Source organism: Acidiplasma sp. (assembly GCF_038728925.1).
Lineage (GTDB): Archaea > Thermoplasmatota > Thermoplasmata > Thermoplasmatales > Thermoplasmataceae > Acidiplasma > Acidiplasma aeolicum.
Window position 1 is genome coordinate 92113 of record NZ_JAVYSZ010000001.1, and the last position, 23630, is coordinate 115742.

The following is a 23630-nucleotide window of genomic DNA, read 5'->3' on the forward strand; positions in this document are numbered from 1 at the left end:
TAAATTACCCTACCATTTATTTTTTCTGCCCCTTATAGACAAGATCTATTGCACCGGTACCAAGTGTTATGGGCTGTCCAACAATAATGTTTTCCGCCACACCACTTAATGGGTCAATTTCTCCAAGAAGGCCCGCCTTAAGCAGATGCTTTGATGTAATTTCAAATGCGGCCCTGGCAAGTACACTGCTTTTTCTTCCAGATATTCCCTGCCTTCCAACTGCCCTTACAGCACCTGAGAAGGTCATCATATCAGATACAAGCATTAAATGCCGTTTATCCACGTCAAGTCCCTGCTCGCTTAATGTGTTTTCAGCCTCATGGTATATTGCATTCCTTGCAGCCTCTATTCCAAGAACGTTTTCTATCTCTATTATATCATTTGTATATGTCCTTGTTGGATCAACGCCTTCTATATTTAATACATCCTTTAGATTGGAACCCTGCGTGTATAATATCCACTCATTGCTGGAATTATCGTATCTTGCTATTGCCCTCTTTATTTTTGGCACGCCCTTTATCGGTGTAACCTTTAACTGCTCCTGTAGCTGGTATAACCTCTTAAATGATTCCTGCTGTAATTTTATTAAAATTCTCTCATTATCTACCTGATTGTATATTATCCCCTTTATCTTATCAAGGGCGTTAATTACATCAGAAATATTTACAAGCCTGTCCTTACTTTTATATGCATCAAGTTTAATTGTAAGGGACATGTCTCCAACATCTGTAATAATATCCGCAACATCGATTATGGCTGTATTTTCAAGATTTTTTATGAGCTGCTTTACCTTCTCACCATCATTTTTGTATTCCTTGGTAAGATAAATTGTCATTGACGGTGTGCTTGGTATCCTTCTTGCATCGACTATTTCGATTAATCTTGGAAGGCCGAGGGTAACGTTCATTTCCACCACACCTGCAAAGTGGAATGTCCTCATAGTCATCTGTGTTCCGGGTTCACCTATGCTCTGGGCTGCGATAATGCCAACAGCCTCATATGGGTCGACCTCACGTTTTTCTATTTCCAAATTAACCCTTTTTAATAGTTTTTCATACTTATCTGGTGGTAGTTCCTTTTTATACTTTGCCAGCTTATCAACAACAGATAATGGAAAGTTATATCCACGTGCCTTAAGATCCGCAATAACATCCTCATCCTTCTCTGGAATCTTATATTCAGATTTTTCCTTATATTCAACTGTAAATTCCTCCCCTACTGCAAATGAATCAATCTCTGATTTGTTATCATTAAGTTTAAAATCTGAAATTGGTTTTTTATCTATCTTTTTAATTGAATCAATTTTTATAACAGTAACAGATGCGGGCTTCTTTTTGAATAATAAATCCTTATCTGTGTTTTCATCATACTTTTTTATCTCAGAAATTGATGTTTCATACTCAAAATTCTTTTTATCTGTGGTTATGTATCCCTTTGTTATATCTGCGGGTATATCAAAATCTATGGCATAATAACATGGAGCCTTTTTTTCTATATCTGAAATATTCTTTTTTGTATCCTTCCATAGAATTACATTCATTGTTCATCACCCAGCTCATCGTATGCTATATAATCAATATCAATGGTTTTGCCCTCATCACTGCGTGTTGGATCTATGCCATCCTCACCGTACTTAAACTGTACTATTGACCCAACAGTATCCTCAACCCTTCTTTCTGGATCTACCTTAAGATCTTCAAATGCATTAATTAATCTTCTCTGCATATATCCACTCCTTGAAGTACGTACGGCGATATCCACCAGGCCTTCCCTTCCTCCTATACTGTGGAAGAAATACTCTGTGGGACTCAACCCTGCCCTGTAGGATGATTTAATAAATCCTCTCGCATAGGCACCAAGATCATTCTCCTTGAAGTGCGGCAGGGTTCTGTTTGCATAACCTCTATTAAGCCTTCCACCTCTAACTGATTGCTGGCCAACCATACCCGCAACCTCTGCAATGTTCAGCATTTTTGCCCTGGCACCTGATCTTGCCATAATAACTGATGGGTCATTTAGACCAAGGTACGATGATGCTATTTTACCTGATTCATCCCTTACTGAACCAGTTTCACCAAGTATTTCAACCTCAAGTGTATCCTCAATTGATCTTCCAGGCATTGGCTGTAATTGTCCTGCCCTGAAAGCCTCAACTAGCTTGTCTATCTTTTCTATGGTCTCGTTTGATATTTCCTCTATCCTTGCAATTGCATCTGCAGGTATATCATAATCCTTAATTCCGGTTGAGAATCCATTAAAACTCAGGAACCCAACGGCAAGGCGTGTTACATTATCAACAAATTTGGCGGCAGCGTCAGGTCCAAACTTTCTAAATATTCTATCTACAATTACACCGGAGAATGGGCCAACAGCCTCATCATCTATTGTACCATGTATTAATTTTCCGTTGGTTATGACAACGTATGTATCCTCAGGGTCATTTTCATACTCGCATTTATCCTTGGAACCGGCACAGAGATGGCTCTTAAATTTCATATTTATGCCCTCTGGCAGTATAAGTGAGAAAATATCCCTGCCGTGATAATATTTTTTGCCATCCTTTATAACAGGATCAGGCATTTTATCTATATTTAAGTAGGATGTTATGTGTATAAATTCCTCCTCTGAGAATAATGGGTTATTATGTGTTAGGAGGAAAAGGGCTGTTATATGATCGTGTATTGCCCCTATAATTGGCCCTCCAAATCTTGGGGATAAAATCTGTTCCTGAACCTTCATTATTATTCTTGCCTCTGCCCTGGCCTCCTCACTCTGGATAACATGGAGGTTCATCTCGTCCCCGTCAAAATCTGCGTTGTAAGGTGTGCAAACAGCAAGATTAAATCTAAATGTCATTCCAGGAAGTACCCTCACTGTATGGGCCATCATTGACATTCTGTGAAGTGATGGCTGCCTGTTAAACAGGACTATATCGCCCTCGGTCATCTGGCGTTCCACTGTCCATCCTATGTCGGCCCTTTCACTGTTAATTTCAGCATTCTGATCTGTAATCTTTATTCTGCGCCCATCTGGCCTGATAAGATAATTGACTCCGGCAATGTACTTGCCGTCAGGCGTTCTTGGTGATGTCCCCCTTTTTATCCATTCCTTCATTTTGTCTATATTGAATGAGTTTATTATTACAGGAACTGTAAGCTCCCTGGCTGCTATTTCAGGTATTCCCACCTCATTAATTGATAGGAATGGCTCGGGTGATATAACAGTTCTCGATGAAAAGTTTACCCTTTTACCTGATAGATTTGCCCTGAATCTACCCTCCTTACCCTTTAATCTCTGAACAAGGGTTTTTAATGCCCTGCCAGACCTGTGCCTTGCAGGCGGTATTCCAGCAGTCTGATTGTCAAAATATGTTGTTATATGGTACTGAAGGAGGTCCCACAAATCCTCTATAATCAACTGTGGTGATCCATTATCCCTGCTTTCCCTAAGCCGCTGGGATATTCTTATTATATCAACAAGCTTATGTGTAAGATCATCCTCACTTCTCTCTCCTGTTTCCAATGTTATTGATGGCCTTACATCAATTGGTGGAACTGGCAATACGGTCAAAACCATCCATTCCGGCCTTGCTGCATCCTTATTTAGACCGTAAAATATAAGGTCATCATCCGGTATTTTTTCAAGCCTTTCCCTTATTTCCTTGGGTGTTATTTTTATTCCACCCTCCCTGAATGTTGTTGGCTTATCCAGTATTACCTTTGGGCTGTCAGCACCGCAGTGAGGGCATTTTACCCTCTGTGCTGCAACGTCAAGGATCTTCTTTAATGTTAGATCTATTATTTCAGGATCCTCTGTTTCATAATTTATTGCACTTAACTGCTTTTTATATGTTTCTATTTCCTCATCTGTTAATTTAATTCTCCCACATGATTTGCATGCAGAATCAAGCATGTTTTTAATTTCCTTAACAAAGCCAATATGTACAACAGGCATGGCAAGTTCGATATGCCCGAAATGACCGGGACATTCATCTACCCTGCCACCACATGTGGCACATTTAAGTCCTGGTTCAATAACACCCATGTGAAGATCCATTAACCCTTTTTCTATTGGGTAACCATCATCATCGTAGGTATCTGGTGTAATAACCCTAACCTGGGACATTTTTCTAATCTCCTCAGGTGAAAGTAATGCAAATTTTATTTTTTCAATTCTTTTAGAAACATTATTAAAACTCATTTCATATCACCCAGTTCAAGCCTCATGACAATTCCCATGGAGCTTAATTCATCTCTCATTAATTTAAATGCATAACTGGTCTCTATTGGATATATATTTCCTGTATTACCGCATACAGGGCATCTTAATGTACCCTTTCTGAAATCATATATTGCTATATGGCCGCATGAGGGGTTGCCGCAAACATAAAGTATTGTTCCATCACTCTGGTCCAGCAGCCTATCCTTTATAACCATTGATGCACCGTGGGCAATTAATGTATCCCTTTCCATCTCACCAAATCTGAGACCTCCCTGTCTTGATCTGCCCTCTGTGGGCTGTCTTGTTAATATCTGTATTGGCCCTCTGGATCTGGCATGGAATTTGCTTGCCACCATGTGATGAAGCTTCTGATAATAAATAACCCCTATGAATATATCAACCTTAAATTTTCTGCCAGTTATACCATCATACATTACCTCATTACCTGATTCCCTGAAACCGTATCTTTTAAGTTCCTCTCTTAGACTCTTTTCAGGCTGGCCATCGAATATTGTTGAATCTATATTCTCTCCACTCATGGTTGCAACCTTTGCGCCCATCATCTCAAGCACATGTCCAAGGGTCATTCTTGAAGGCACTGAATGAGGATTAAATAATAAATCCGGGATTATGCCATCCTCGGTAAATGGCATATCCTCCTGAGGAACAACATGGCCGATTACACCCTTCTGTCCATGCCTTGAGGCAAATTTATCTCCTGGCTGAGGTATCCTGTCGCTCCTGACCTTCACCTTAACTATCTTGCTGTTGCTTTCTGAAACCGTAAGGAATACATTGTCAACATAACCTGACTCATTTGGTCTTACCGTAACAGAGGATTCCCTCCTCCTTAAAGGCCCAAGCTTGTCGGCATTTTCCTCCTCTAGAAATCTTGGTGGTGATGTCTTTCCAACAAGAACATCGGAACCTTCAACCCTGGATTCTGGCTCTATTATACCATCCTCATCCAGATTTTTATAAAATTCTTCTGCCCTGGCGCCTATTACATCATGGCTCGGTATCTCAAATTTATCCTCCTGGCCTCCTGGATACCTCTTTTCCTCTGCTGTGTATGTTCTAAAGAATGCACTTCTTCCGAGGCCCCTTTCTATTGATGCCTTATTCATTATTATGGCATCCTGCATGTTATAACCATGATATGATAATATTGCGACAACAAAATTCTGGCCTGCAGGCTTTCTGTAATATTTTATAAAGTCCATAACCTTTGTTGTTACCAGTGGTACCTGTGGGTAGTGCAACAGGTGACCTCTCGTATCTGTTCTTATCCTGTAATTTGCGGCGGGAAGCCCTATGGATTGCTTAATCATTGCAGAGGCTATTGTAATTCTTGGAGATGAATTATGCTCAGGATATGGTATTAAGGATGCAACAACACCAAGGATCATTGATGCGTCAATTTCACAGTGTGTATGATCCTTTTCTAGAAGATTTGTGCCCTTAAACCTTGCATGACATTTATCGCATTCAAGAACAACATTATCCTCGCCAGGATTTACCCATGTTACTGAATTTCTATACAGAACCTCGCCACAGTTTGGACATTTTTCCGGGAAGCTAAATGGATAAACTGCAATGTATGCATTTTCCTCCTCCTCTGCATCAAGCCATTCAATAGCCCCAAGCTTTACCAGATCATTGACTGTATAGTCACCCATCCTTAATTTTTCAAGCATGTCCTCGTTAAGGACTGTTTTGCCATCCTTAACCACAAGCAGTGGCCTTCTTAATCTTCCACGATCGCAGTTTATAATAACCTCGTTTGTATTTCTATCATATTTTACATTAACCTCATTGGATATCTTTCCGGATCTCCTTAAATTCCTTATTGTTTCTGTTAATGTTGCAGGGTCGTCATGATAACCTATAAAGTCTCCGTTTAAATATACCCTGCCTGAGAATTCCTCCTGTGTTATTTCATAAATATCCATATTTTTCAGTTCATTATAAACTATATCAGGATCAATACCCTGGGTTACATTGATTATTAATGAGGCATTTTTAACCAGTCCACAATTCTGGCCCTCGGGTGTTTCATTGGGGCATATTCTTCCCCACTGTGTTGGATGCAAATCCCTCGCCTCAAAATGCGGCTGTGATCTGGTTAATGGCGATATAATCCTTCTAAGATGGCTTAGCGTGGCCATATTGGATGTTCTATCAAGAAGCTGTGAAACACCAGTTCTACCGCCTATCCAGTTTCCTGTGGCCATTGAATGAAGGATTTTTTGTGTTAATAGATCCTGCCTAACAGCAGGTCTAAGCCTTATTCCCCTCTTTTTATTATAGGTTTTTTCAAGCTGATATTTTAGATCCTTCATTACAGATTGAAATGCATTTCTAAAAAGCTCATCCAGTAAATCTCCTGATAATTTTATCCTTTTATTTGCATAATGATCCTTATCATCAACATTTCTTATACCAAGATTTAATTCCAAAAGTGATCTTGCCATTCTTCCAAGGTATATGCCCTTTTTAAGCCTGTCTGAAACATCTCCACCAAGATGTGGCAATAGCGCACGGTCAAGCATCTGTACGATTTTTTTATCCCTGAATTCCTTGGCCTGGCCCGCTGCAAATCTTTTTTCCAGGTATGATATGGCATCATCCTTTGTATTGACACCATTTGGTGGTAATATTTTTGGATTCTTTGCATCTTCTATGTTTGCATAAATTAATGGATCCATTCTTATATCAGAATATATGGCATTGTGTATATCAACATCCTTCTCTATTCCAAGAGCCTTCATTAAAATAACAAGTGGAACGCTGCCTGCAACTGTGGGTATTGATACATTAATAATTCCATCATTGCCCTTTTCCATTGATATTAATGCCCTGAATCCGCCTTTCTGTGAGAAAACCTTGGCAACCTCAACCTTGGAATCGTATTTCTCCTCATATTCAACAAGTATCTTGTTTGGTGCAAGATCCTCAAGTGAGACAATGACCTTTTCTGTTCCCTTTATAATGAAATATCCCCCGGGGTCTGTTGGGTCCTCATCAACATATTTTAATTTCTCCTCCCTTGTTCCGTCAATAGGGCCGTTATTTTTTTCTATATATAAATCAAGATTTTGATCGGACAGCGTGCATATTTTTGATCTTACCATGACTGGTATTTCACCAATTTTTATTGTGCTTGTATCCTTTTCAACTCCATCTTCGACAACCTTTAAGCGAAGTATAATAGGGGCCATATAATTTAGGTCCCTTAATCTTGCCTCTTGCGGTGTTATTTGATTTGATGCACCTGAGGCCTCCTTAATTTCAGGTTTATCAACCCATATTGTTGGGTCACCCACAGGTTTTCCATTCTCATCCCTTTCCCTGCCAAAATAGATTTTAATTTCACGGCCATGGGTTTTTGCTGTGTCAAGTTCTATAACACCTGGTGTGGCATCATCAGATATTTTTGTCTCATCAACAATCTGCTGCATTATATTATCCGGGTTTGTTTTTGATGCATAAAAATAATTCATGGAGTCAATCTGATAGTTTACAACACTTTCCGATTTAAAAAAAGCATCCAAAATTGGGTTCATTTATATCACACTCTTCACAATTACTCTATAATATTCATAGTAGCCTGCAGTCGGACTCTTCCGTATAATTTTAATTATTCTCCCAGGCTCTAACTTTCCATGGATTTCCTCCAGTGCCTTAACGGCAGGATCATTAATGCTTATCCTTGGGAGGTTTTCCTTTGTAACATTCAGCATTTTTAAAACTTTATATTCCTCTTCAACAGGCACCAAATGGTGTTCAGGCACTATCTCGTGCTCAAGCACATTAAACTTACTCATTTTATCACCAAACGGGTCCGAGGGGGTTTGAACCCCTGACCGCCTGGTTAAAAGCCAGACGCTCTACCTAGCTGAGCTACGGACCCATACAAAGTAGCTCGCTATAATATATTATTTATGGATATAACTTTTTGTGTATTTAACCATATCACGAAATAGTATTTTAAATTTTTACTTTTTTATGTTGATTTTTCACCGGTTATCTATTATTTTTAATTTTAATACACTTATTTATTACACCAATGAATATTATAGATATTTTATCATATTAGTATTCTGAAAATTTGTTGGTCAATTCAGGTTTTAATTTTTTAGATAATAACCTAAATAAAATTGATAAACCAGATTATTTTGCAATAAATTAAGATAATGGGCAAATTTAATATTTGATTTGATATTATCTAAACATGAAAGTTAATATTGATGGTGAAACAAAAACACTGCTTGCTGTTTGGTATGAAAATGGAGAGGTAAAGCTGATAGACCAAAGATTGATACCAGATAAAATTGAAATTTTTACCGCTAAAAATAGTGATGATATATATTATGCAATTAAAAACATGGTGGTTAGGGGTGCCCCCGCAATTGGCGTAACAGCCGCATATGGTCTTGCCATGGCCAGTAAGAATAAGGAAAATATGGATGAGGCTGTTAAGCGCATTGCATCATCTAGGCCGACAGCATATGATCTCTTTAAGGCTATTGATTATATGAAAAATAATAAATTTGCAGAATCGGCAGCAAGGAGGTATGCAATGGAAATTACAGCCAGATCAAAAAAAATAGGGGAATACGGCAATGAATTAATAAAGTCTGGTGATAAGATACTAACACACTGCAATGCTGGAGCTTTGGCCGTGGTTGACTGGGGTACTGCACTGGCACCGATGAGAATTGCACACGATAGCGGCAAAAATATTTTTGTTTACGTTGACGAGACCAGGCCCAGATTGCAGGGGGCCAGGCTTACTGCATGGGAACTTCAGCAGGAGGGAATAGAACATTCAATCATAGCAGACAATGCGGCTGGATATTTCATGAAAAATAAGGATGTAAATCTTGTAATAGTTGGGGCCGATAGAATAGCGGCCAATGGTGACTTTGCAAATAAAATAGGCACATATGAAAAGGCAGTCCTGGCGAAGGTAAACAACATACCATTTTATGTTGCTGCTCCAGGAAGCACATTTGATTTTTCAATCAAATCAGGTGATGAGATACCCATAGAAGAGCGTGATGAAAATGAGGTTCTAATTGTAAATGATAAACATTTGGGCCCGGCAGAAAGCCATGCAAGAAATCCTGCATTCGATGTTACCCCACATGAATATGTAACCGCCTTTATAACTGAATATGGTTTATTTAAACCAGAGGAGCTAAAGAATCTGTATTCCATGATTCAAAGGGATTTATTCATGAGATAATCATTAATCTTTGTCATGGATTCATCCCTTTTTTCTTTTAAATCTTTTAAGAATTTTGATATATTTTCAGCAGCCTCGGCCTTGCATGAGCCACACATTCTTGCACCACCCTTGCACTCATCGTACACCCTTGTAACATATTCATTATCAGGATTATGGTAGGCATAAAGTTCAAAGACCGGGCATATATCTGGATTGCCGCCAAACTGTTTCTGTTCCTCAATAGTTTTTTTTCCGCCGGTAACCGCATTTTTTATTTTCCTTTCAGCCTCCTTTGGATCATCATTGAGTGATATCAATGAATCTGGTACAGATGAGGACATTTTTCCGCCCTTTAGACCGGTTTCAAGCTTCTGGAATGTTGCAGATGGCCCTATAAATGTCATATCATTAAAGTCCTTTTCAAGGTTTGCCAGAATGATATCGATTTTAATATCATCCTCCGGGGCTGAATTTGATATTTTTATTGATCTGTATTCATAATTAATTTCGGTTTTGTATAAATTCTTTGAAAGGATTTCAACAGCCCTATCAATAAACTCATGCGGGTCATTTTTTCCCCTGATATATACTGATATTCCAGTATTTTCCTTCTTTACATTGTATATTCTGTACCGCTGGGCAAGATCGCGCATTAATCTTATATGAGGGTCCTGATCAACTCCTACAGGAACAATTGTTGGAGCAGGGCCACCGTATTTTCCTAACTGCACATGAAGTACGTCTGATGCCTGTATTATTGGGGCATTTACATGTAAAATGGATGATGAATCCTCCAGGCCATATATTGCCTTCAGTTCAGACATGTTTGTTTCGTTTGATAAAACATATGCAGTTTTCTGCATATCATAATTTTCTGATTGAAAGTATATATTGCAGGGTTTTAATCCCATAGATATGTAATTAACAATATAATTATTTATTGCAATATTTCTTGCCTTTTCAAATGATATGCCCCTTGTTGCATATGATTCAAGGTCAGCAACTGCTATTGTAACCCTGGCACCAAGGCTTTGAAAATACATCATCTGATCTATGGTAATCTTATTCCCCAGATGCATTTCTCCAGATGGCATTAGCCCTGTAACGGCATTAAAAGGCATTTTATTCTTTATTGCAAACTCTATATAACTTATGGATCTCTGACCAAAGATTAATTTCCTTGTAAAAAGGTAATGATTAAAAAAATTATCTGTATTTTCTATTCCAAAATCCTTTTTTAATTTTTCATAATCAAAATATTGTTTTGAACTCCAAGGGTTAATCATAAAAGGTAATAATAAGAGGGTTAATTAATTTTGTTAAATATAAATAACGACAGCGAAACATAGTTCCCATCCCCTCGCGGAAGATAGTACAGTATGAAACACACCGGGCTTCACCGTCGGGTTCGGAAAGAGACCTGGTATTTCCCCGATGTTATGGCCGTCGTCTAATAGAAATTACATGCCGGTATATAATATTTTCGCGGTAATGGATGTACAATATTACTTATATATGAGTAATTACAAAAATTTTTATATATTTACCTGTAATTAACATTTAATGATGGCATATAACACTATTGAGGACATACCACAAACCCCCATGTTAAGGAAAATAACAATTCTATCCTCCATGGGTATAATGATGGATGGATACACACTTACTGTATTCTCATATGCCCTTCTATATTTAATAAAGGTAATGGCATTAACAAGCTATGAGATTTCAATTATGGGTATTTCATCAATTCTGGGAGTTTTTGCTGGCAGCATTATTTTTGGTAAAATGGCAGACATTTATGGCAGGAGATATATTTATGTCTACGATTTAATAGCAGTTTCCATATTTATTTTTTTAACTGGATTTTCAACAAATTACGTAAACTTTTCAATTTTTCAATTTCTTGTGGGGTTGGGTATTGGTGCTGATTATCCAATAAGCTCATCAATACAGGCCGAATTTTCTCCAAAAAAGGTAAGGGGAAAATACCTTTTAATTAACATTTTTTCATTTTCAATTGGATCAATAATTTTTTTATTTGTCGCTGTTCCATTGGTGCTTTTTACTGGTGTAAATGCATGGAGATTTATGTATATAATCGGTGCAATATTCCCCATTTTGGTATTATATTCTAGGAAAAAAATGCCAGAGAGCCCATACTGGATACAGCACAAATTTGGTAAAAATGCTGGTGAGAGGGCAAGGCTTGAAATGGAAAAATATACAGGATACAGAATAAATAAAATCCCTGAACTTGAGGTTGGTGGTTCTAAAATCAGGGACGTTTTAAAGGGGAAATATCTTGTCTATTCCATTTTTATTTCAGTTGCATGGTTTTCCTATGACATTGTTAGCTATGGCATATGGACATATTCACCCCTGATATTTTCAACAGAGATCACATCCTATTATGCAGACCTTTATATAGTGTTTACAGGTATGGCAGAATCCATACCAGTATTTATAGGATTTTTAATAGCAATATACTATGTGGATAAAATAGGCAGAAAATCTCTCCTAATAATTGGATTTTTAGGATCGTTCATTGCACTTATTATATTCTTTTTCATGAATATATACATGGTTGTTGGGTTAATTATGACCTTCAGTGCATTTGGTATTGTACATTTCTTCCATAATCTGGGGCCAAGCCCAATGACATATGCATATCCTGTAGAGATTTTCCCAACACGTATAAGGGGAACAGCAATGGGCTTTGCAACATCTGTATCAAGACTTGGTTCCATACTTGCAGTTTTTTCATTTCCAATTATTGATGCATTGTATGGTTTAAAAACAATAGTAATATACTTCGCAGTATTCGAGTTAATAGGACTTATAATTACAATTAAATACGCACCTGAAACAAAAAATAAATCCCTTACGTAAAAATTTAAATAAATATCAGAACAAATGATAATAATTTATTAAAAATAAATTAAATTTACAGGAATGGTCCAAGAAGTATTGGCAATATAACTGTAGCGTCTCCATAAATATTTACAAATTTTGCATTTTCCTTAACCTTTTTCCAGGTTATTGCCTCCTCAAGTTTTGCACCAGATAATGACCCATCATACTCCTGGGCTGTTGTTACATAAACCGCCTCATCCAGACCATCCCTGAACTGGTTCCACCATATTGTATGGTGCTTTGATATGCCGCCACCTATCATTAATGCACCTGTTTTTTTTGCATCAAATATTATGTCAGATAATTTATGCTCATCCTCCAATAAATTTATTTTAAAGTCATGGTTCATTTCATAAAATGACCAGAGCTGTGAACCAACAGAACCATCAGTAATGCCGGGAACAAATATGGGTATATCATTTTTTGCCGCGTTGTACAATATTGAGTTGTCATCGTGCATTTTAAGCCCTATTTCCCTTATGAGTTCCCAGCCTGCCCATTCCTTCTTGACCTTATAAAGCTCCTCGAGTACTGGCATTACCTTTTTTTCTATAATTTCACCGTAACTTTCGTCCGGTACAAACACATTACCAAGCCTGTTGATTCTTAAATCCCTTAATAAGGTATCACCGAAATTGAATGTACCTGCATAATAATTTGTATATGTTCTGGCTATATCATGGTCTAGTGTACCGTTTGTTGTAATTATAACATCCACCAGTTTATTTTTTACAAGCTGATTTATAATACCTCTTGTTCCTGTTGATATAATATCTGCAGGAAAGGACAGAAATGTGGTTTCATCACTTGTAAATTCTTCTTTTAGTATTTCATACCCCTCATAAATTTTTTTGGAGGTAAATCCACCACTCTTGGCAAAAATATTAATTAATTCTCCAAGGGTTGTATTTTTATTAATATGCTCATCTTTAACCGGGTCTTTTAATAGCTCATCTCTGTTTATTTGATCTGCCATATAACAATATATAAAATAAATATAAAAATATAATTAAGTCTCTTTACGTGGATTTTAATTTTAAAATATTTTAATATTACAATATTAATACCAGATAAACTATGGTTAATTTTTGCATTATATAAAAAGAGGGCCGGGACCGGGAATCGAACCCGGGTCCGGGGATCCACAGTCCCCAAGGATATCCATTACCCCACCCCGGCCATTATAAAACCATACTGGATCAGGTTTTGCTTAATATTACTTTTAGCTATATAATTTTTTCATGTTTTTTGGATTTTGCATAAATGAGCACTGATTTTATATAGTACAAATCTTTTTTATGATGCTGATAAATATGCGGAACGGCAATTTCAATTTCATTCATTCTTATTATTTCCCCACACTCTTCATATAATTTTCTTACAAAATCAAGAGATTTAAAATTATGTATTGAATATATATAATAACCTATTTCAAATGCTTTTTTAATAAAAGGCAGATCTGCATGCCGGTTTACTGACCCATATGGAGGGTTCATAATAACAGTGTCATATTCACCTGAAATGTCTGAAACATCGCAGTTTTTAAAATTTATATTTAGGCCATTCTCAATGGAGTTGCGCCTTGCAATTTCTATTGCCTCAGGGTCTATATCTACAGCGGTTACACTTGCAGCCCCAAGATATACTGATCCCATGGCAAGGATGCCATTTCCAGTTCCAAGGTCTATTACATTTTTTTGTGCTATGTTCCCATCGAAATAGGCATTCCACAAAATAAATGATGCAGTATAGGAATCAGTGGGATACTGCTCTAAATTTATTTTATAAGATGAAATTTTTTCAATATTCTGAAGAAATATTTCAAGGCTTTTCCTGGAAATGTTATTGCTGTGGGTTACCAACTGCCATCTCCACTATATTTTTTGCAATATTATATGATTCGGTTTTATCTCCGCCCCTTTCGATAAGAAGCTTCTCTATCTTTCTAATGGCCCTCTGCCTCTTCCACGTTCCACTCTCATGAGCTGCCAGGACTATATATTCTGCTATTTCCCTATCAACATTAATGCCAAATCTTTCCCTTATCTTTATCTGCCATACTGGAACAAGGACCGATGGTAAATCTCTTAATGAGTTGTTTAATCTTGTCCTGTTAATTATTTTATTAATATTATCTGACTGTGACATACATATCTATTGTTAACTTATTTATAAATTTTTCATATTTTAATTATTGAAAAATAATATAACCCCAAAACACTACTTTTAAAGCCCAATACTGAATTTTTTATTTTACGTATATTTTACTTTTTATATTTATTATGAAGCCTGAGTATAACATACCGTCATTTCAATTACACATTATTTCATTTAAAATCAATAAAGTTATTTATTTAAGTTAAATATCTGGTTAATATCAAGGCGTATGGATGTCAAATAAAATTTCGATTTACATTAAATATACAAAGCCAAGAGTATGGTGGTTACTGGTTTTTACAGGATTTGCAGGTGCAATTTTGGCAGTTAAAGATTATAGTGTTGAAAATATAATATATATCATTATAGCAACAGTTTCAGTTATGCTTGGGTCAATGGGTGCAGAGAGCCTTACAAATTACATAGATTATAACATGGATTCTGTTATGGAAAGAACAAAGGGCAGGCCATTACCAAGGGGAGAGATATCAAAGAAAGGGGCACTTTTATTCGGTTACATACTGTCAATATCCTCAATAGTAATTTTAATAATTTTTTTAAAATTTATTTCAGCATTATTTATGCTTCTTGGAATCTTTGATAACGTTGTGATTTACAGTTACTGGCTTAAAAAGATATCACCATTTAGCATAATATTTGGTGGCTTTTCCGGCGCTTTTCCTGTTTTAATTGGCTGGTATTCAATTACAAACTCATTTTCATGGCTTCCCTGGATACTGTTCATACTTGTTATGATATGGATTCCTGTTCATGTGTGGAGCCTTGCCTTCAGGTATAAGGACGATTATAAAAAGGCAAATGTCCCGATGCTTCCTGTAGTTTATTCAGATAAAACAACAGCAATTGCCATATCATTCTCATCAATACTTTTGATAGTATTCTCAATTATACCTTATTTTATAGGGATATTCAATTATATCTATCTTATTATAGTTTTAATATTATCAATACCTGTCATTTATTATTCATATTTATTTATTAAAAATAATGATAAAAATTCTTCATTTAGACTGTTTATTTATACTGCACCATATTTAACATTCATATTTCTAATTAGCCTAATATTAACCATATTGAAAATTCACCCATTTAAATTAATTTAATTATACGATTCCGGGTAATTATTAAAAATCAATGTTATAATAATATAATATCATCTATGGAAGTTAATTTTCCTCCAATAACTTTTTTAAATTGCTGCCAAGGCGTTCATTAAGCATTTTTTCATACTCATTGAGTATATATGAATACCTTTCATTATTTTTAATAAATGTTTTAACGCTGTTTGTGTATGGTGATAATATCTTATTTGTAAATGAATTCATCATCAAATTAATGTATTTTAACTGAACCTCGTTAAGGTCAACCTTTTTTGTAAGTTCATTTACTTCATCTTCCTTTACTTTTTCAGCAAATTTATAAAATATTGCTATTATATCATCTGATCTTATCTGGTTAATTTTATACTCATATAATTTAAATTCATCTTCTATTATACTTCTTGCCTTTCTTATCTCTATGTCCCTCTGTTTTCTGGTTTCTTCAGATATTTTCCCAATATCTTCAAATGAATAAATTTCGATATTTTTCCTGCCAATTTTTTCTATATTGGGAGGGTTTGAAAGATCAATTAAGATTCTTTTATCATTAATTCCTGCCAGAATCCCAGAATCTATTATGTATTTTTTTGATGATGTGGCCGTGATTATAATATCATTTTTATTTACAATACCATTTATATCGCTTAAATCTGAATAATAACATCCATATCTTATGGCAAGATCTTTTGCATGCTCTATATTTCTTCCAGCAACTGTTATTTTAATACCATTATTACCCTTTAAATAATTTAAAAGTGATTCTGCCATTTTGCCAGTACCTATTATACATAAATTATGATAAGAATTATATTTATTTTCTATAATATCGGTGGCAATGGCTGCCATTGAGGTTTTTCCATGTGCTATATTCGTTTGGGTTCTTACAAGCTTTCCAATAGATAGTGCCTTCTGAAATGTAAAATCCAAAATCTTGCTCATATGCATCCTTTTTCTTGATAAATCCGCTGCGTCCTTAATCTGCCTTAGTATATCATTTTCACCAACAACCATTGATTCAAGACCGGAGGATACATTAAATAAATGAAAAACCGATTCTGGATACGAAAGTTTTATTGCACCATCAGCAGGTATTTCTTTTTGCAACTTATTTTCAAAATATATCTCTATTCTGTTACATGTTATTAGAATTACAAAGTTATCTATTGAATTTTTAATCATTAAATCCTCAAAATATTCGTACCCATTTCTAACCTGTTTATTAAACTCTTCTGGTGTATCCTTATAATTCCAGGAAACTAGGTCTATTAGGGACATACGTGTCTAATCTTAATAATTTGAAATTATATAAATTAGTTGGTAAATGAAAAATTTTAATAACTAAAAAATTTAGCCATAATTTGTTTATATATCACTTATATTAATCTCTGATGCTTTCCAGGGCCTTTGTGTACGCATCCACCGTTTTATTTAGATCTGAATCTGTATGTGCAAAGCTTATGAACTGTGTTTCAAATTGGCTTGGGGGTACATATATGCCAAGTTTTAATAATTCCATAAAGAGCCTCCTAAACTTATTTGCATCTGATGAAATAGCAGTTCTGTAATCAACAACAGGAGTTTTATTGAAAAACATTTGGAGCATTGAATATGCAACATTTATTTGGACATCCATATGCAGTTCTGATGTAATTTCTTCCAGAGCCTTCCCCAGCATGCTGGCATAGTTATTAATGTAGTTATAATCCTTATTTCTTAAAATTTCCAGTGTGGCTATCCCTGCAGCGGTTGATAATGGATTTCCTGAAAATGTTCCAGCCTCATAGACATCCCCGCTTGGGCTGATCTTTTCCATGATGTCCTCACGGCCTCCGAAAAGACCTATTGGGGCTCCACCACCTATAATTTTACCCATGGTTGTAAGATCAGGTTTTATGCCAATAATGTCCTGATAACCCTTAAAGGCGAATCTGAATCCAGTAATAACCTCATCAAAAATCAAAAGGGAAGAATATTTTTCTGTGATTTCCCTCAGAGATTTTAAAAAGTCATTTTTTGGACTTACAACGCCTATGTTTCCAAGTACCGGTTCTGTTATAACACATGCTATATCATTGCCGTACTGTTTAAATAATGTCTCTATACTTTCAATATCGTTATACTGTCCAACCAGAACAGTCTTTGAAACCTCTTCTGGAACGCCGGCAGATGATGGGACACCGAATGTTATATTTCCACTTCCAGATTTAATCAATGCATAATCATGTGCACCATGATATCCACCCTCCATCTTTACTATAAGCTTTCTGCCGGTAAACCCCCTGGCAAGCCTTATAGCATGCATTGTTGCCTCTGTTCCAGAGTTGGTAAACCTCATCATTTTTATCGATCCTACCGCATTCCGTATAATCTCTCCAAGCTTTACCTCATTTTCGGTAAGTGAGCCAAAAAGTATGCCTGAATCCACCTGATTTTTTATCTTTTCTGCAACGGTCTCGTTGGCATGGCCAAGTATCATGGGGCCAAATGCAAGGGAATAGTCAATATATTCGTGATTTTCAACATCATAAATTTTGGACCCATATCCGCGTTTAAATATTACAGGGACTGGCTTATAGTAACGCACCGGTGAATTGACACCCATTGGAAATAAGGTTTGTGCCTCCTTAAATAATTCCTCAGAATTCATTATTGTTAATACCTTTTAAGAATTTAGAATTTTTCAATTAAAAATTCCCTACATATTTTTACTAAATTGATTTAGAAAAATAATTAAATAAATCTATATGATGCAATTTTACATGACCTATAGATTTGAAAATCTGGATAAAAAGCTTATTAATGCGATTACAGTTTTGTTAAAAATTCTTCTTCTGGCAGCATTTATTGCTGTAATAGTTTACATGATCATTGCAATATATAACAGTGTTTTGTATTATAAAGGCAGCGGGGAGAACATTTTATATACATTCATAGATATAATAGTTGAAAATTCCCTTTTAGCGGTTGTTATTTTTGAGATATATGAAAGTGTATCAGACTTTTTTGATGGTACAGGCAAAACAGTACAGTATATCTTAAATGCAGCCATCTCGTTTTCAGCAAGGGAAATATTATTAATAATTTTTCAGGCCAAATTTTCTTCCGCAATAGAATTTAATGAGATTATATCAATTTCAGTTTTAATTGTGGCACTTTCATTTTCAAGCTTTATAATATCAAGACAAAATATTAAAAAAACCCAATAGATTTTTTAAAATAGATAACCAATAATATATATAATTAAACATAAATTATATAAGTTTCATAAAAGTTATTATATCATTTCTATATTACGTTGTAATTAATAATTTGGATGGTGAAAATAATGGCAAATAATAAACCAGGATTCATTGCGAGACCCATGGATACATTAAAAAATTCACTTGAGAAAAACATTATGATAGATGTTAAGGGATCCAGAAGCTATTCAGGGATACTTGAAGGGTATGATATATACATGAACTTGGTACTTAAAAATGTATCAGAAACAATTAATGGAGAGAATAAGGGTGTGTTTGATAAGATGCTTTTAAGAGGTGACAATATAATATTTATATCACCATCAGGAGGAGATTAAAATGAGCAATGGTACAGCAGCAATGGGAAAAATGAATAATAAAAAAATGCACATACGTTGCAGAAGGTGCGGCCATAACAGTTATAATATAAGGCAAAAAAGGTGTTCCTACTGTGGATTCCCATCACCCAGAATCAGACACTACAACTGGGCAAAAGCCAAGTGAAGAATGTGCCGTGGTTGGATACTACGGTAATAATGCCTTTATAAATATTTTGTTTGGATTAAAGGCCCTTCAGCATAGAGGCCAGGAAAGTTCAGGAATGGCCACCTATGATGGAAGTATACATATAAACAAGGGCATGGGACTTGTATCAGAGGTTTTTAAATCGTCGTCTTTGCCGGGCAATATAGGAATAGGCCATAACAGGTATTCTACCTCAGGTTCCAAGGGAATTGAAAATGCTGGTCCTTTTGTTATTTCCAGTTCTCTTGGTTATATAGGGATATCACACAATGGTGAGATAACCAATGCACATGATCTCAGGGAGGAACTTAAAAAAAATGGATATATATTCACAAGCTCCAGCGATACTGAGGTAATGCTCATTTTAATGGCCAGTGAGATAAATAAATATGGAATATATGATGGAATTAAAAAGGCCATGTTTAAACTTAAAGGTTCATATGCAGCGGCCATACTAATTAATAATACATTATATGCTTTAAGAGACCCCAGGGGATACAGGCCTTTGGTAATAGGAAAGAATTCTGATGGCATCATGATAGCCTCAGAGAGCGCTGCAATAGACACAGTTTCAGGTGAATTGATACGGGATGTTAAACCAGGTGAGCTTGTTGAGATAAACAATGGTGTAATTAAAAGCATATTTACCATCGAATGGCAGCATTCCCACTGTATGTTTGAGTATGTCTATTTTGCCAGGCCTGATAGCATTATAGATGGCAGGGAGGTTTTTAATGTCAGGTATAATCTGGGGAAAATACTTGCAATAGAAGAACCTGCAGTGGCTGATGTTGTAATACCTGTACCTGATTCTGGAAGGTCGCAGGCCCTGGGATATGCAGTGCAGCTTGGAATACCGTACAGTGAGGGCCTGATCAAGAATAGATATTCTGATAGAACCTTTATCATGCCTGATCAGCAAAGCAGGTATAATGCAATAAAATTAAAACTTAACCCCATAAAATCGGAGATATCAGGTAAGGATATTGTTCTTATAGATGATAGTATTGTTCGTGGAAATACAATGAAATTCATTATTAGCCTGCTTAAAAAGGATGGCGCGGGAAAAATTCATGTAAGGATAGGGTCACCTCCAATTATTGCACCCTGCTATTTTGGTGTGGATATGAAAACTAAGGATGAATTTATTGCAAACGAAAAGACAGTGGAGAACATTAAAAATGAGATAGGTGCGGATTCACTGGGGTATCTCTCAATAAACGGGCTTAAAAAGGCCATAGGCATATCAAATCTGTGTACTGGCTGCCTGACAGGCAGATATCCTGAGGAGATCCCACCATTTGCAAAGCCAAATTATACCTAATTTTTCATTTTTTCAAGTATATAATCCCTCATGGATTGCACATCTCCTGACCTCCCAAAATAATCCATTTTTATGGTTATGGCCATCTTATTGGCAATTATTCTTGCTATCTTTCCACGCTTTTTTACCGGAAGTGAGGAAAGGCCGGGATAATTAAAAAGTATGCCATATTTTGGTGATGGTGACCCTGTACGCATATGCTTAAAAAATGACTTTTCAGCACCCAGAATTTGTAATGTACTTGCAGGGTACTTAACAAGATTTTTTAAACCACCACTTTTCCAGAGAAATTCCAGGCATAAATCATACCCTATTAATTTTACTGTATTTGGCATGTAATTGTTTAATTTTGAATAAAGATAATCGCTTATTTTCTCCCTGAACTGGCATAACTCAATGCCCATATTTGCTATTAGCCGGTCTATATCATTTACATCGGAATTTAATAATTTATTAAAATATGCACATGGATCGTTACCGTAGTTTATGTCCATAATCATATAAATTGACAGTAATTTTTCAAGATATAAATTTATAATCTCATCAAGTTCCCTTTTAACCGAATATATTTTTATAATGTACTGATCTCCTGAGAATTCCTCATTTATTCTTTCCTTTTCGTAAGAAAGAATTATTTCCCTTAAATCCGGTATGGTTTCTGATGGGTTTTTTTCCGTTTCCGGTATTATTCCGCTCCTTAGCATGTTCAGTATTTTTATGTAATCTTTTTCCAGGTTTATAAACCGGTATATTTTTCCGTTCCTCACCACTCCGTACCACATTATCTTTTCCACCGTTATCACTCTCCACAAGAAGCCCATCTATGTCAACAGCCTTTAGGTCATTAAGTGTATCCACAAGCATTGTTCCATAGGCTATTAATTCATTTTCCTCTGAATACACTGCCACCCTGTCCCCCTTTCTGGGGTTCCCCAGCACAGTTTTAATGCCGGGTGGGAATATATCTGATCCCTTAAGAATGTTCTTAATGGCACTCTTTTTAATTATAATTTTTGGTGTGTTCTTAAAAATAAAGTCCATACCTATAATCATATTATTAAGGTATTCGGGCTTACCAAGTTTTGACAAAATAACAGCATCACTCAAATCCTGCAGGGTGTGTGCCATATTCTCTGTGAAATCTCCAGTCGATAACCGCCTTAAATCTGCCATCTGTCCACCTGGGCCTGCAACATAACCTATATCAGTGCATAATGTTCTTATGTAAGTACCGGATTCGCATTTCACCTTAAATAAAACAAGCTTATCCTTTATTTCAAGTACATCCAATGAATATATTTCCCTTACCCTTAATTCCCTGCTTACGGCCGACCTTACTGGTGGAAGCTGGTATATCTTTCCAGTAAATTGGGAGAATACTGATCTTATATCTTTTTCTTGAAGTTCTTTATAAAATCTCATAACTGCAACATATTCCTTTGGCCTTTCATGCACTATGTCAATTAGCTTTGTGGCCTTGCCCAGGGCCATGACAAGAACCCCAGAAACATTTGGATCAAGAGTGCCTATATGGCCAACCTTTTTTTCACCTGTAATATCCCTTACCCACGAATCCACCTGATGGCTTGTTGGACCTGCCGGTTTATCTAGTACAATGAATCCATTTATACTGTTTTCAATATTTTCCATAAGTTACAGCTTTATTGAGATTATGCACTTAATATTTTCCATGTTATTTATTGATAATAGAATAAATATAATTAACAATATCCTCCGGCTGGTACAGTTCTGTTTTAATTATATAATCATAATATATGTAATTTCGATAATCAATACCATAAAATGTCATATATCTTCTTAATTCAGACCTCTCACGGCATATTATTGATGACCTCCCGGCATTATTATCACGTGAATATATCCTTGATATACGTGTCTCTTCATCAGCCTCCAGAAAAATTCTTAAGGCATCTATATTATTATGTTTTGAAAGATATCCACACAACCTTGATTCTATTATTATATTGTCATTTTCCCTCATAAAATTAAGAATTGAATTGTCCTCCTCCATATCTATATTTTTATTTTCCTCTGCGTATTTGCTAAACTCAATCAGGCTCATGTGGTACTCTTCAGCCTTCTTTCTAAAAAAATAACCACCAGAATAAAATCTATAATTTAATTTATCTGCCAGTAATTTTCCAACCGTTGTTTTACCTGATCCTGATTCACCACTTATTGTAACTATCATAGTGAAGAGGCTTCCTCCTCCTCAATTTTCTTTATTTTGTATGTAAAATCAACATATTTCATGATCATTGTTACAAAATAACCGACAGCCAAGTTTCCAAGTGTATAAAGGGCCATCCATAATGGTATTATATAAACCTTTGTGGTTACTATGTTAAGATCAAAATCCCATGGCATTGCAACAACCTGATAATTTAATGTCAGTATGAATACATAAAGCCAGATAAAGATCAAAAAGAAAAAAACCTCTGTAACAAATAGAGGTTTCATTGTATTCATTGATATTGCAGCCTGATCCATCTGTCTCTCCATGGACATTTTTTGCAGTTTCTGAACTTTTACCCTATCACCATCCCGCATTGCCTGCCTCATCGCCTGCTGATATGCCCTGCTGACTGTTTGAGCCTTACCCATTTTAATCCAGTCAGTGAAAAAATACCTTGGTATCGATGATATTAAACCTAATATAATACCTGTAAGCATTATGGTTAAGATAGGGTACTGATAATGAAATCCAAGTATTGGCATAAATACCTTGTTCATATCGTATCCTATGGGATTCCTTATTGCTGGATCGCTAATAATAAATATTAACCCAAGACCAGCGAACATGAATATAAACTCTATCATCAAAAACTTTTGCATCTGCTGCTGGGCTGCGGGTTTATTTGCCTGTTGCATTT

General features: G+C 35.8%; 21 protein-coding genes, 2 tRNA genes and 1 rRNA gene. 7 read left to right on the forward strand and 17 right to left on the reverse strand.

Annotated elements, in window-relative coordinates; all coding sequences use genetic code 11:
• Positions 1 to 16: 16 nt before the first annotated feature.
• The 5 genes from rpoA2 to QXW15_RS00530 all read right to left on the reverse strand — a co-directional run bounded on the left by rpoA2 (position 17) and on the right by QXW15_RS00530 (position 8134).
• Positions 17 to 1540, reverse strand: coding sequence for a DNA-directed RNA polymerase subunit A'' (rpoA2, locus tag QXW15_RS00510; RefSeq protein WP_287950384.1), 1524 nt, complete (start codon positions 1538 to 1540; stop codon positions 17 to 19).
• The gene (gene rpoA1, locus QXW15_RS00515; RefSeq protein WP_048101734.1) at positions 1537 to 4200 is read right to left on the reverse strand and encodes a DNA-directed RNA polymerase subunit A'; all 2664 of its coding nucleotides are present in this window, start codon (positions 4198 to 4200) and stop codon (positions 1537 to 1539) included. The genes rpoA2 and rpoA1 overlap by 4 nt, the downstream gene beginning before the upstream one ends.
• Positions 4197 to 7787 carry a DNA-directed RNA polymerase subunit B gene (locus QXW15_RS00520; RefSeq protein ID WP_048101735.1) on the reverse strand — a complete coding sequence of 1197 codons (3591 nt, stop codon included), beginning with the start codon at positions 7785 to 7787 and terminating at the stop codon, positions 4197 to 4199. Before QXW15_RS00520 ends, rpoA1 begins: the two co-directional genes overlap by 4 nt.
• Entirely contained in the window at positions 7788 to 8048 is a 261-nt protein-coding gene (locus tag QXW15_RS00525; RefSeq protein WP_054963859.1) for a DNA-directed RNA polymerase subunit H, read from the reverse strand.
• 12 nt (positions 8049 to 8060) lie between these two features.
• Positions 8061 to 8134, reverse strand: a tRNA-Lys gene (locus QXW15_RS00530).
• Positions 8135 to 8455: 321 nt separating this feature from the next.
• Between QXW15_RS00530 and mtnA the strand changes: the two genes are divergently transcribed.
• The gene (gene mtnA / locus QXW15_RS00535) at positions 8456 to 9472 is read left to right on the forward strand and encodes an S-methyl-5-thioribose-1-phosphate isomerase (protein WP_287961394.1); all 1017 of its coding nucleotides are present in this window, start codon (positions 8456 to 8458) and stop codon (positions 9470 to 9472) included.
• On the opposite strand, the gene QXW15_RS00540 is transcribed toward mtnA, so the two are convergent.
• Both QXW15_RS00540 and rrf read right to left on the reverse strand, forming a co-directional pair.
• Positions 9448 to 10740, reverse strand: a complete 1293-nt coding sequence (locus QXW15_RS00540) for a tryptophan--tRNA ligase (protein WP_342789708.1) — start codon at positions 10738 to 10740, stop codon at positions 9448 to 9450. The genes mtnA and QXW15_RS00540 overlap by 25 nt on opposite strands.
• 44 nt (positions 10741 to 10784) lie before the next feature.
• A 5S ribosomal RNA gene (gene rrf / locus QXW15_RS00545) occupies positions 10785 to 10905 on the reverse strand.
• 112 nt (positions 10906 to 11017) lie between these two features.
• On the opposite strand from rrf, the gene QXW15_RS00550 reads away from it, so the two are divergent.
• Complete coding sequence (locus QXW15_RS00550) at positions 11018 to 12346, forward strand: MFS transporter (RefSeq protein WP_342789710.1); 1329 nt, start codon at positions 11018 to 11020, stop codon at positions 12344 to 12346.
• Positions 12347 to 12401: 55 nt separating this feature from the next.
• On the opposite strand, the gene QXW15_RS00555 is transcribed toward QXW15_RS00550, so the two are convergent.
• The 4 genes from QXW15_RS00555 to QXW15_RS00570 all read right to left on the reverse strand — a co-directional run bounded on the left by QXW15_RS00555 (position 12402) and on the right by QXW15_RS00570 (position 14518).
• The gene (locus QXW15_RS00555) at positions 12402 to 13346 is read right to left on the reverse strand and encodes a deoxyhypusine synthase (RefSeq protein WP_048101738.1); all 945 of its coding nucleotides are present in this window, start codon (positions 13344 to 13346) and stop codon (positions 12402 to 12404) included.
• Between the two features lie 131 nt (positions 13347 to 13477).
• Positions 13478 to 13549 (reverse strand) — tRNA-His (locus QXW15_RS00560).
• 47 nt (positions 13550 to 13596) lie between these two features.
• Positions 13597 to 14232: an METTL5 family protein gene (locus tag QXW15_RS00565; RefSeq protein ID WP_342789712.1), complete on the reverse strand. Its 636-nt coding sequence runs from the start codon at positions 14230 to 14232 to the stop codon at positions 13597 to 13599.
• Positions 14213 to 14518, reverse strand: a complete 306-nt coding sequence (locus QXW15_RS00570) for a hypothetical protein (RefSeq protein ID WP_342789714.1) — start codon at positions 14516 to 14518, stop codon at positions 14213 to 14215. Before QXW15_RS00570 ends, QXW15_RS00565 begins: the two co-directional genes overlap by 20 nt.
• Positions 14519 to 14760: 242 nt before the next feature.
• Between QXW15_RS00570 and QXW15_RS00575 the strand changes: the two genes are divergently transcribed.
• Positions 14761 to 15651 carry a heme o synthase gene (locus tag QXW15_RS00575; protein ID WP_342789716.1) on the forward strand — a complete coding sequence of 297 codons (891 nt, stop codon included), beginning with the start codon at positions 14761 to 14763 and terminating at the stop codon, positions 15649 to 15651.
• Between the two features lie 63 nt (positions 15652 to 15714).
• Here the strand turns inward: QXW15_RS00575 and hemA are convergent, their stop codons facing one another.
• Together hemA and hemL are read right to left on the reverse strand one after the other, a co-directional pair.
• Complete coding sequence (gene hemA / locus QXW15_RS00580) at positions 15715 to 16923, reverse strand: glutamyl-tRNA reductase (RefSeq protein ID WP_048101741.1); 1209 nt, start codon at positions 16921 to 16923, stop codon at positions 15715 to 15717.
• Positions 16924 to 17026: 103 nt separating this feature from the next.
• Entirely contained in the window at positions 17027 to 18295 is a 1269-nt protein-coding gene (gene hemL / locus QXW15_RS00585) for a glutamate-1-semialdehyde 2,1-aminomutase (protein ID WP_342789718.1), read from the reverse strand.
• 112 nt (positions 18296 to 18407) lie between these two features.
• Here hemL and QXW15_RS00590 point away from each other — a divergent pair, with 112 nt between their 5' ends.
• The 4 genes from QXW15_RS00590 (at position 18408) to purF (ending at position 20736) form a co-directional block, all read left to right on the forward strand.
• Positions 18408 to 18854: a phosphate-starvation-inducible PsiE family protein gene (locus QXW15_RS00590; protein ID WP_342789720.1), complete on the forward strand. Its 447-nt coding sequence runs from the start codon at positions 18408 to 18410 to the stop codon at positions 18852 to 18854.
• Between the two features lie 119 nt (positions 18855 to 18973).
• The gene (locus tag QXW15_RS00595) at positions 18974 to 19225 is read left to right on the forward strand and encodes an LSM domain-containing protein (protein WP_048101852.1); all 252 of its coding nucleotides are present in this window, start codon (positions 18974 to 18976) and stop codon (positions 19223 to 19225) included.
• Position 19226: 1 nt separating this feature from the next.
• Positions 19227 to 19391 carry a 50S ribosomal protein L37e gene (locus tag QXW15_RS00600; RefSeq protein ID WP_048101744.1) on the forward strand — a complete coding sequence of 55 codons (165 nt, stop codon included), beginning with the start codon at positions 19227 to 19229 and terminating at the stop codon, positions 19389 to 19391.
• Positions 19339 to 20736, forward strand: coding sequence for an amidophosphoribosyltransferase (gene purF / locus QXW15_RS00605; RefSeq protein ID WP_048101745.1), 1398 nt, complete (start codon positions 19339 to 19341; stop codon positions 20734 to 20736). Before QXW15_RS00600 ends, purF begins: the two co-directional genes overlap by 53 nt.
• Here purF and QXW15_RS00610 read toward each other — a convergent pair.
• From QXW15_RS00610 to QXW15_RS00625, 4 genes are read right to left on the reverse strand one after another with little or no spacing between them, the layout of a single operon-like run.
• Entirely contained in the window at positions 20733 to 21440 is a 708-nt protein-coding gene (locus tag QXW15_RS00610; RefSeq protein ID WP_052656779.1) for a hypothetical protein, read from the reverse strand. The genes purF and QXW15_RS00610 overlap by 4 nt on opposite strands.
• A complete protein-coding gene (locus tag QXW15_RS00615) occupies positions 21337 to 22386 on the reverse strand; it encodes an RNA-guided pseudouridylation complex pseudouridine synthase subunit Cbf5 (RefSeq protein WP_342789724.1) in 1050 nt (349 codons plus the stop codon). The genes QXW15_RS00610 and QXW15_RS00615 overlap by 104 nt, the downstream gene beginning before the upstream one ends.
• 43 nt (positions 22387 to 22429) lie before the next feature.
• Positions 22430 to 22948, reverse strand: a complete 519-nt coding sequence (gene cmk / locus QXW15_RS00620; RefSeq protein ID WP_342789726.1) for a (d)CMP kinase — start codon at positions 22946 to 22948, stop codon at positions 22430 to 22432.
• Entirely contained in the window at positions 22945 to 23628 is a 684-nt protein-coding gene (locus QXW15_RS00625) for a DUF106 domain-containing protein (RefSeq protein WP_048101748.1), read from the reverse strand. Before QXW15_RS00625 ends, cmk begins: the two co-directional genes overlap by 4 nt.
• Positions 23629 to 23630 lie beyond the last annotated feature (2 nt).

What these genes read in the sequence shown, in the direction of transcription:
- rpoA2 (WP_287950384.1), bottom strand. Translation starts at nt 1,540, where the DNA reads ATGAATGTAATTCTATGGAAGGATACAAAAAAGAATATTTCAGATATA.
- rpoA1 (WP_048101734.1), bottom strand. Translation starts at nt 4,200, where the DNA reads ATGAGTTTTAATAATGTTTCTAAAAGAATTGAAAAAATAAAATTTGCA.
- QXW15_RS00520 (WP_048101735.1), bottom strand. Translation starts at nt 7,787, where the DNA reads ATGAACCCAATTTTGGATGCTTTTTTTAAATCGGAAAGTGTTGTAAAC.
- QXW15_RS00525 (WP_054963859.1), bottom strand. Translation starts at nt 8,048, where the DNA reads ATGAGTAAGTTTAATGTGCTTGAGCACGAGATAGTGCCTGAACACCAT.
- mtnA (WP_287961394.1), top strand. Translation starts at nt 8,456, where the DNA reads ATGAAAGTTAATATTGATGGTGAAACAAAAACACTGCTTGCTGTTTGG.
- QXW15_RS00540 (WP_342789708.1), bottom strand. Translation starts at nt 10,740, where the DNA reads ATGATTAACCCTTGGAGTTCAAAACAATATTTTGATTATGAAAAATTA.
- QXW15_RS00550 (WP_342789710.1), top strand. Translation starts at nt 11,018, where the DNA reads ATGATGGCATATAACACTATTGAGGACATACCACAAACCCCCATGTTA.
- QXW15_RS00555 (WP_048101738.1), bottom strand. Translation starts at nt 13,346, where the DNA reads ATGGCAGATCAAATAAACAGAGATGAGCTATTAAAAGACCCGGTTAAA.
- QXW15_RS00570 (WP_342789714.1), bottom strand. Translation starts at nt 14,518, where the DNA reads ATGTCACAGTCAGATAATATTAATAAAATAATTAACAGGACAAGATTA.
- QXW15_RS00575 (WP_342789716.1), top strand. Translation starts at nt 14,761, where the DNA reads ATGTCAAATAAAATTTCGATTTACATTAAATATACAAAGCCAAGAGTA.
- hemA (WP_048101741.1), bottom strand. Translation starts at nt 16,923, where the DNA reads ATGTCCCTAATAGACCTAGTTTCCTGGAATTATAAGGATACACCAGAA.
- hemL (WP_342789718.1), bottom strand. Translation starts at nt 18,295, where the DNA reads ATGAATTCTGAGGAATTATTTAAGGAGGCACAAACCTTATTTCCAATG.
- QXW15_RS00590 (WP_342789720.1), top strand. Translation starts at nt 18,408, where the DNA reads ATGACCTATAGATTTGAAAATCTGGATAAAAAGCTTATTAATGCGATT.
- QXW15_RS00595 (WP_048101852.1), top strand. Translation starts at nt 18,974, where the DNA reads ATGGCAAATAATAAACCAGGATTCATTGCGAGACCCATGGATACATTA.
- QXW15_RS00600 (WP_048101744.1), top strand. Translation starts at nt 19,227, where the DNA reads ATGAGCAATGGTACAGCAGCAATGGGAAAAATGAATAATAAAAAAATG.
- QXW15_RS00610 (WP_052656779.1), bottom strand. Translation starts at nt 21,440, where the DNA reads ATGCTAAGGAGCGGAATAATACCGGAAACGGAAAAAAACCCATCAGAA.
- QXW15_RS00615 (WP_342789724.1), bottom strand. Translation starts at nt 22,386, where the DNA reads ATGGAAAATATTGAAAACAGTATAAATGGATTCATTGTACTAGATAAA.
- cmk (WP_342789726.1), bottom strand. Translation starts at nt 22,948, where the DNA reads ATGATAGTTACAATAAGTGGTGAATCAGGATCAGGTAAAACAACGGTT.
- QXW15_RS00625 (WP_048101748.1), bottom strand. Translation starts at nt 23,628, where the DNA reads ATGCAACAGGCAAATAAACCCGCAGCCCAGCAGCAGATGCAAAAGTTT.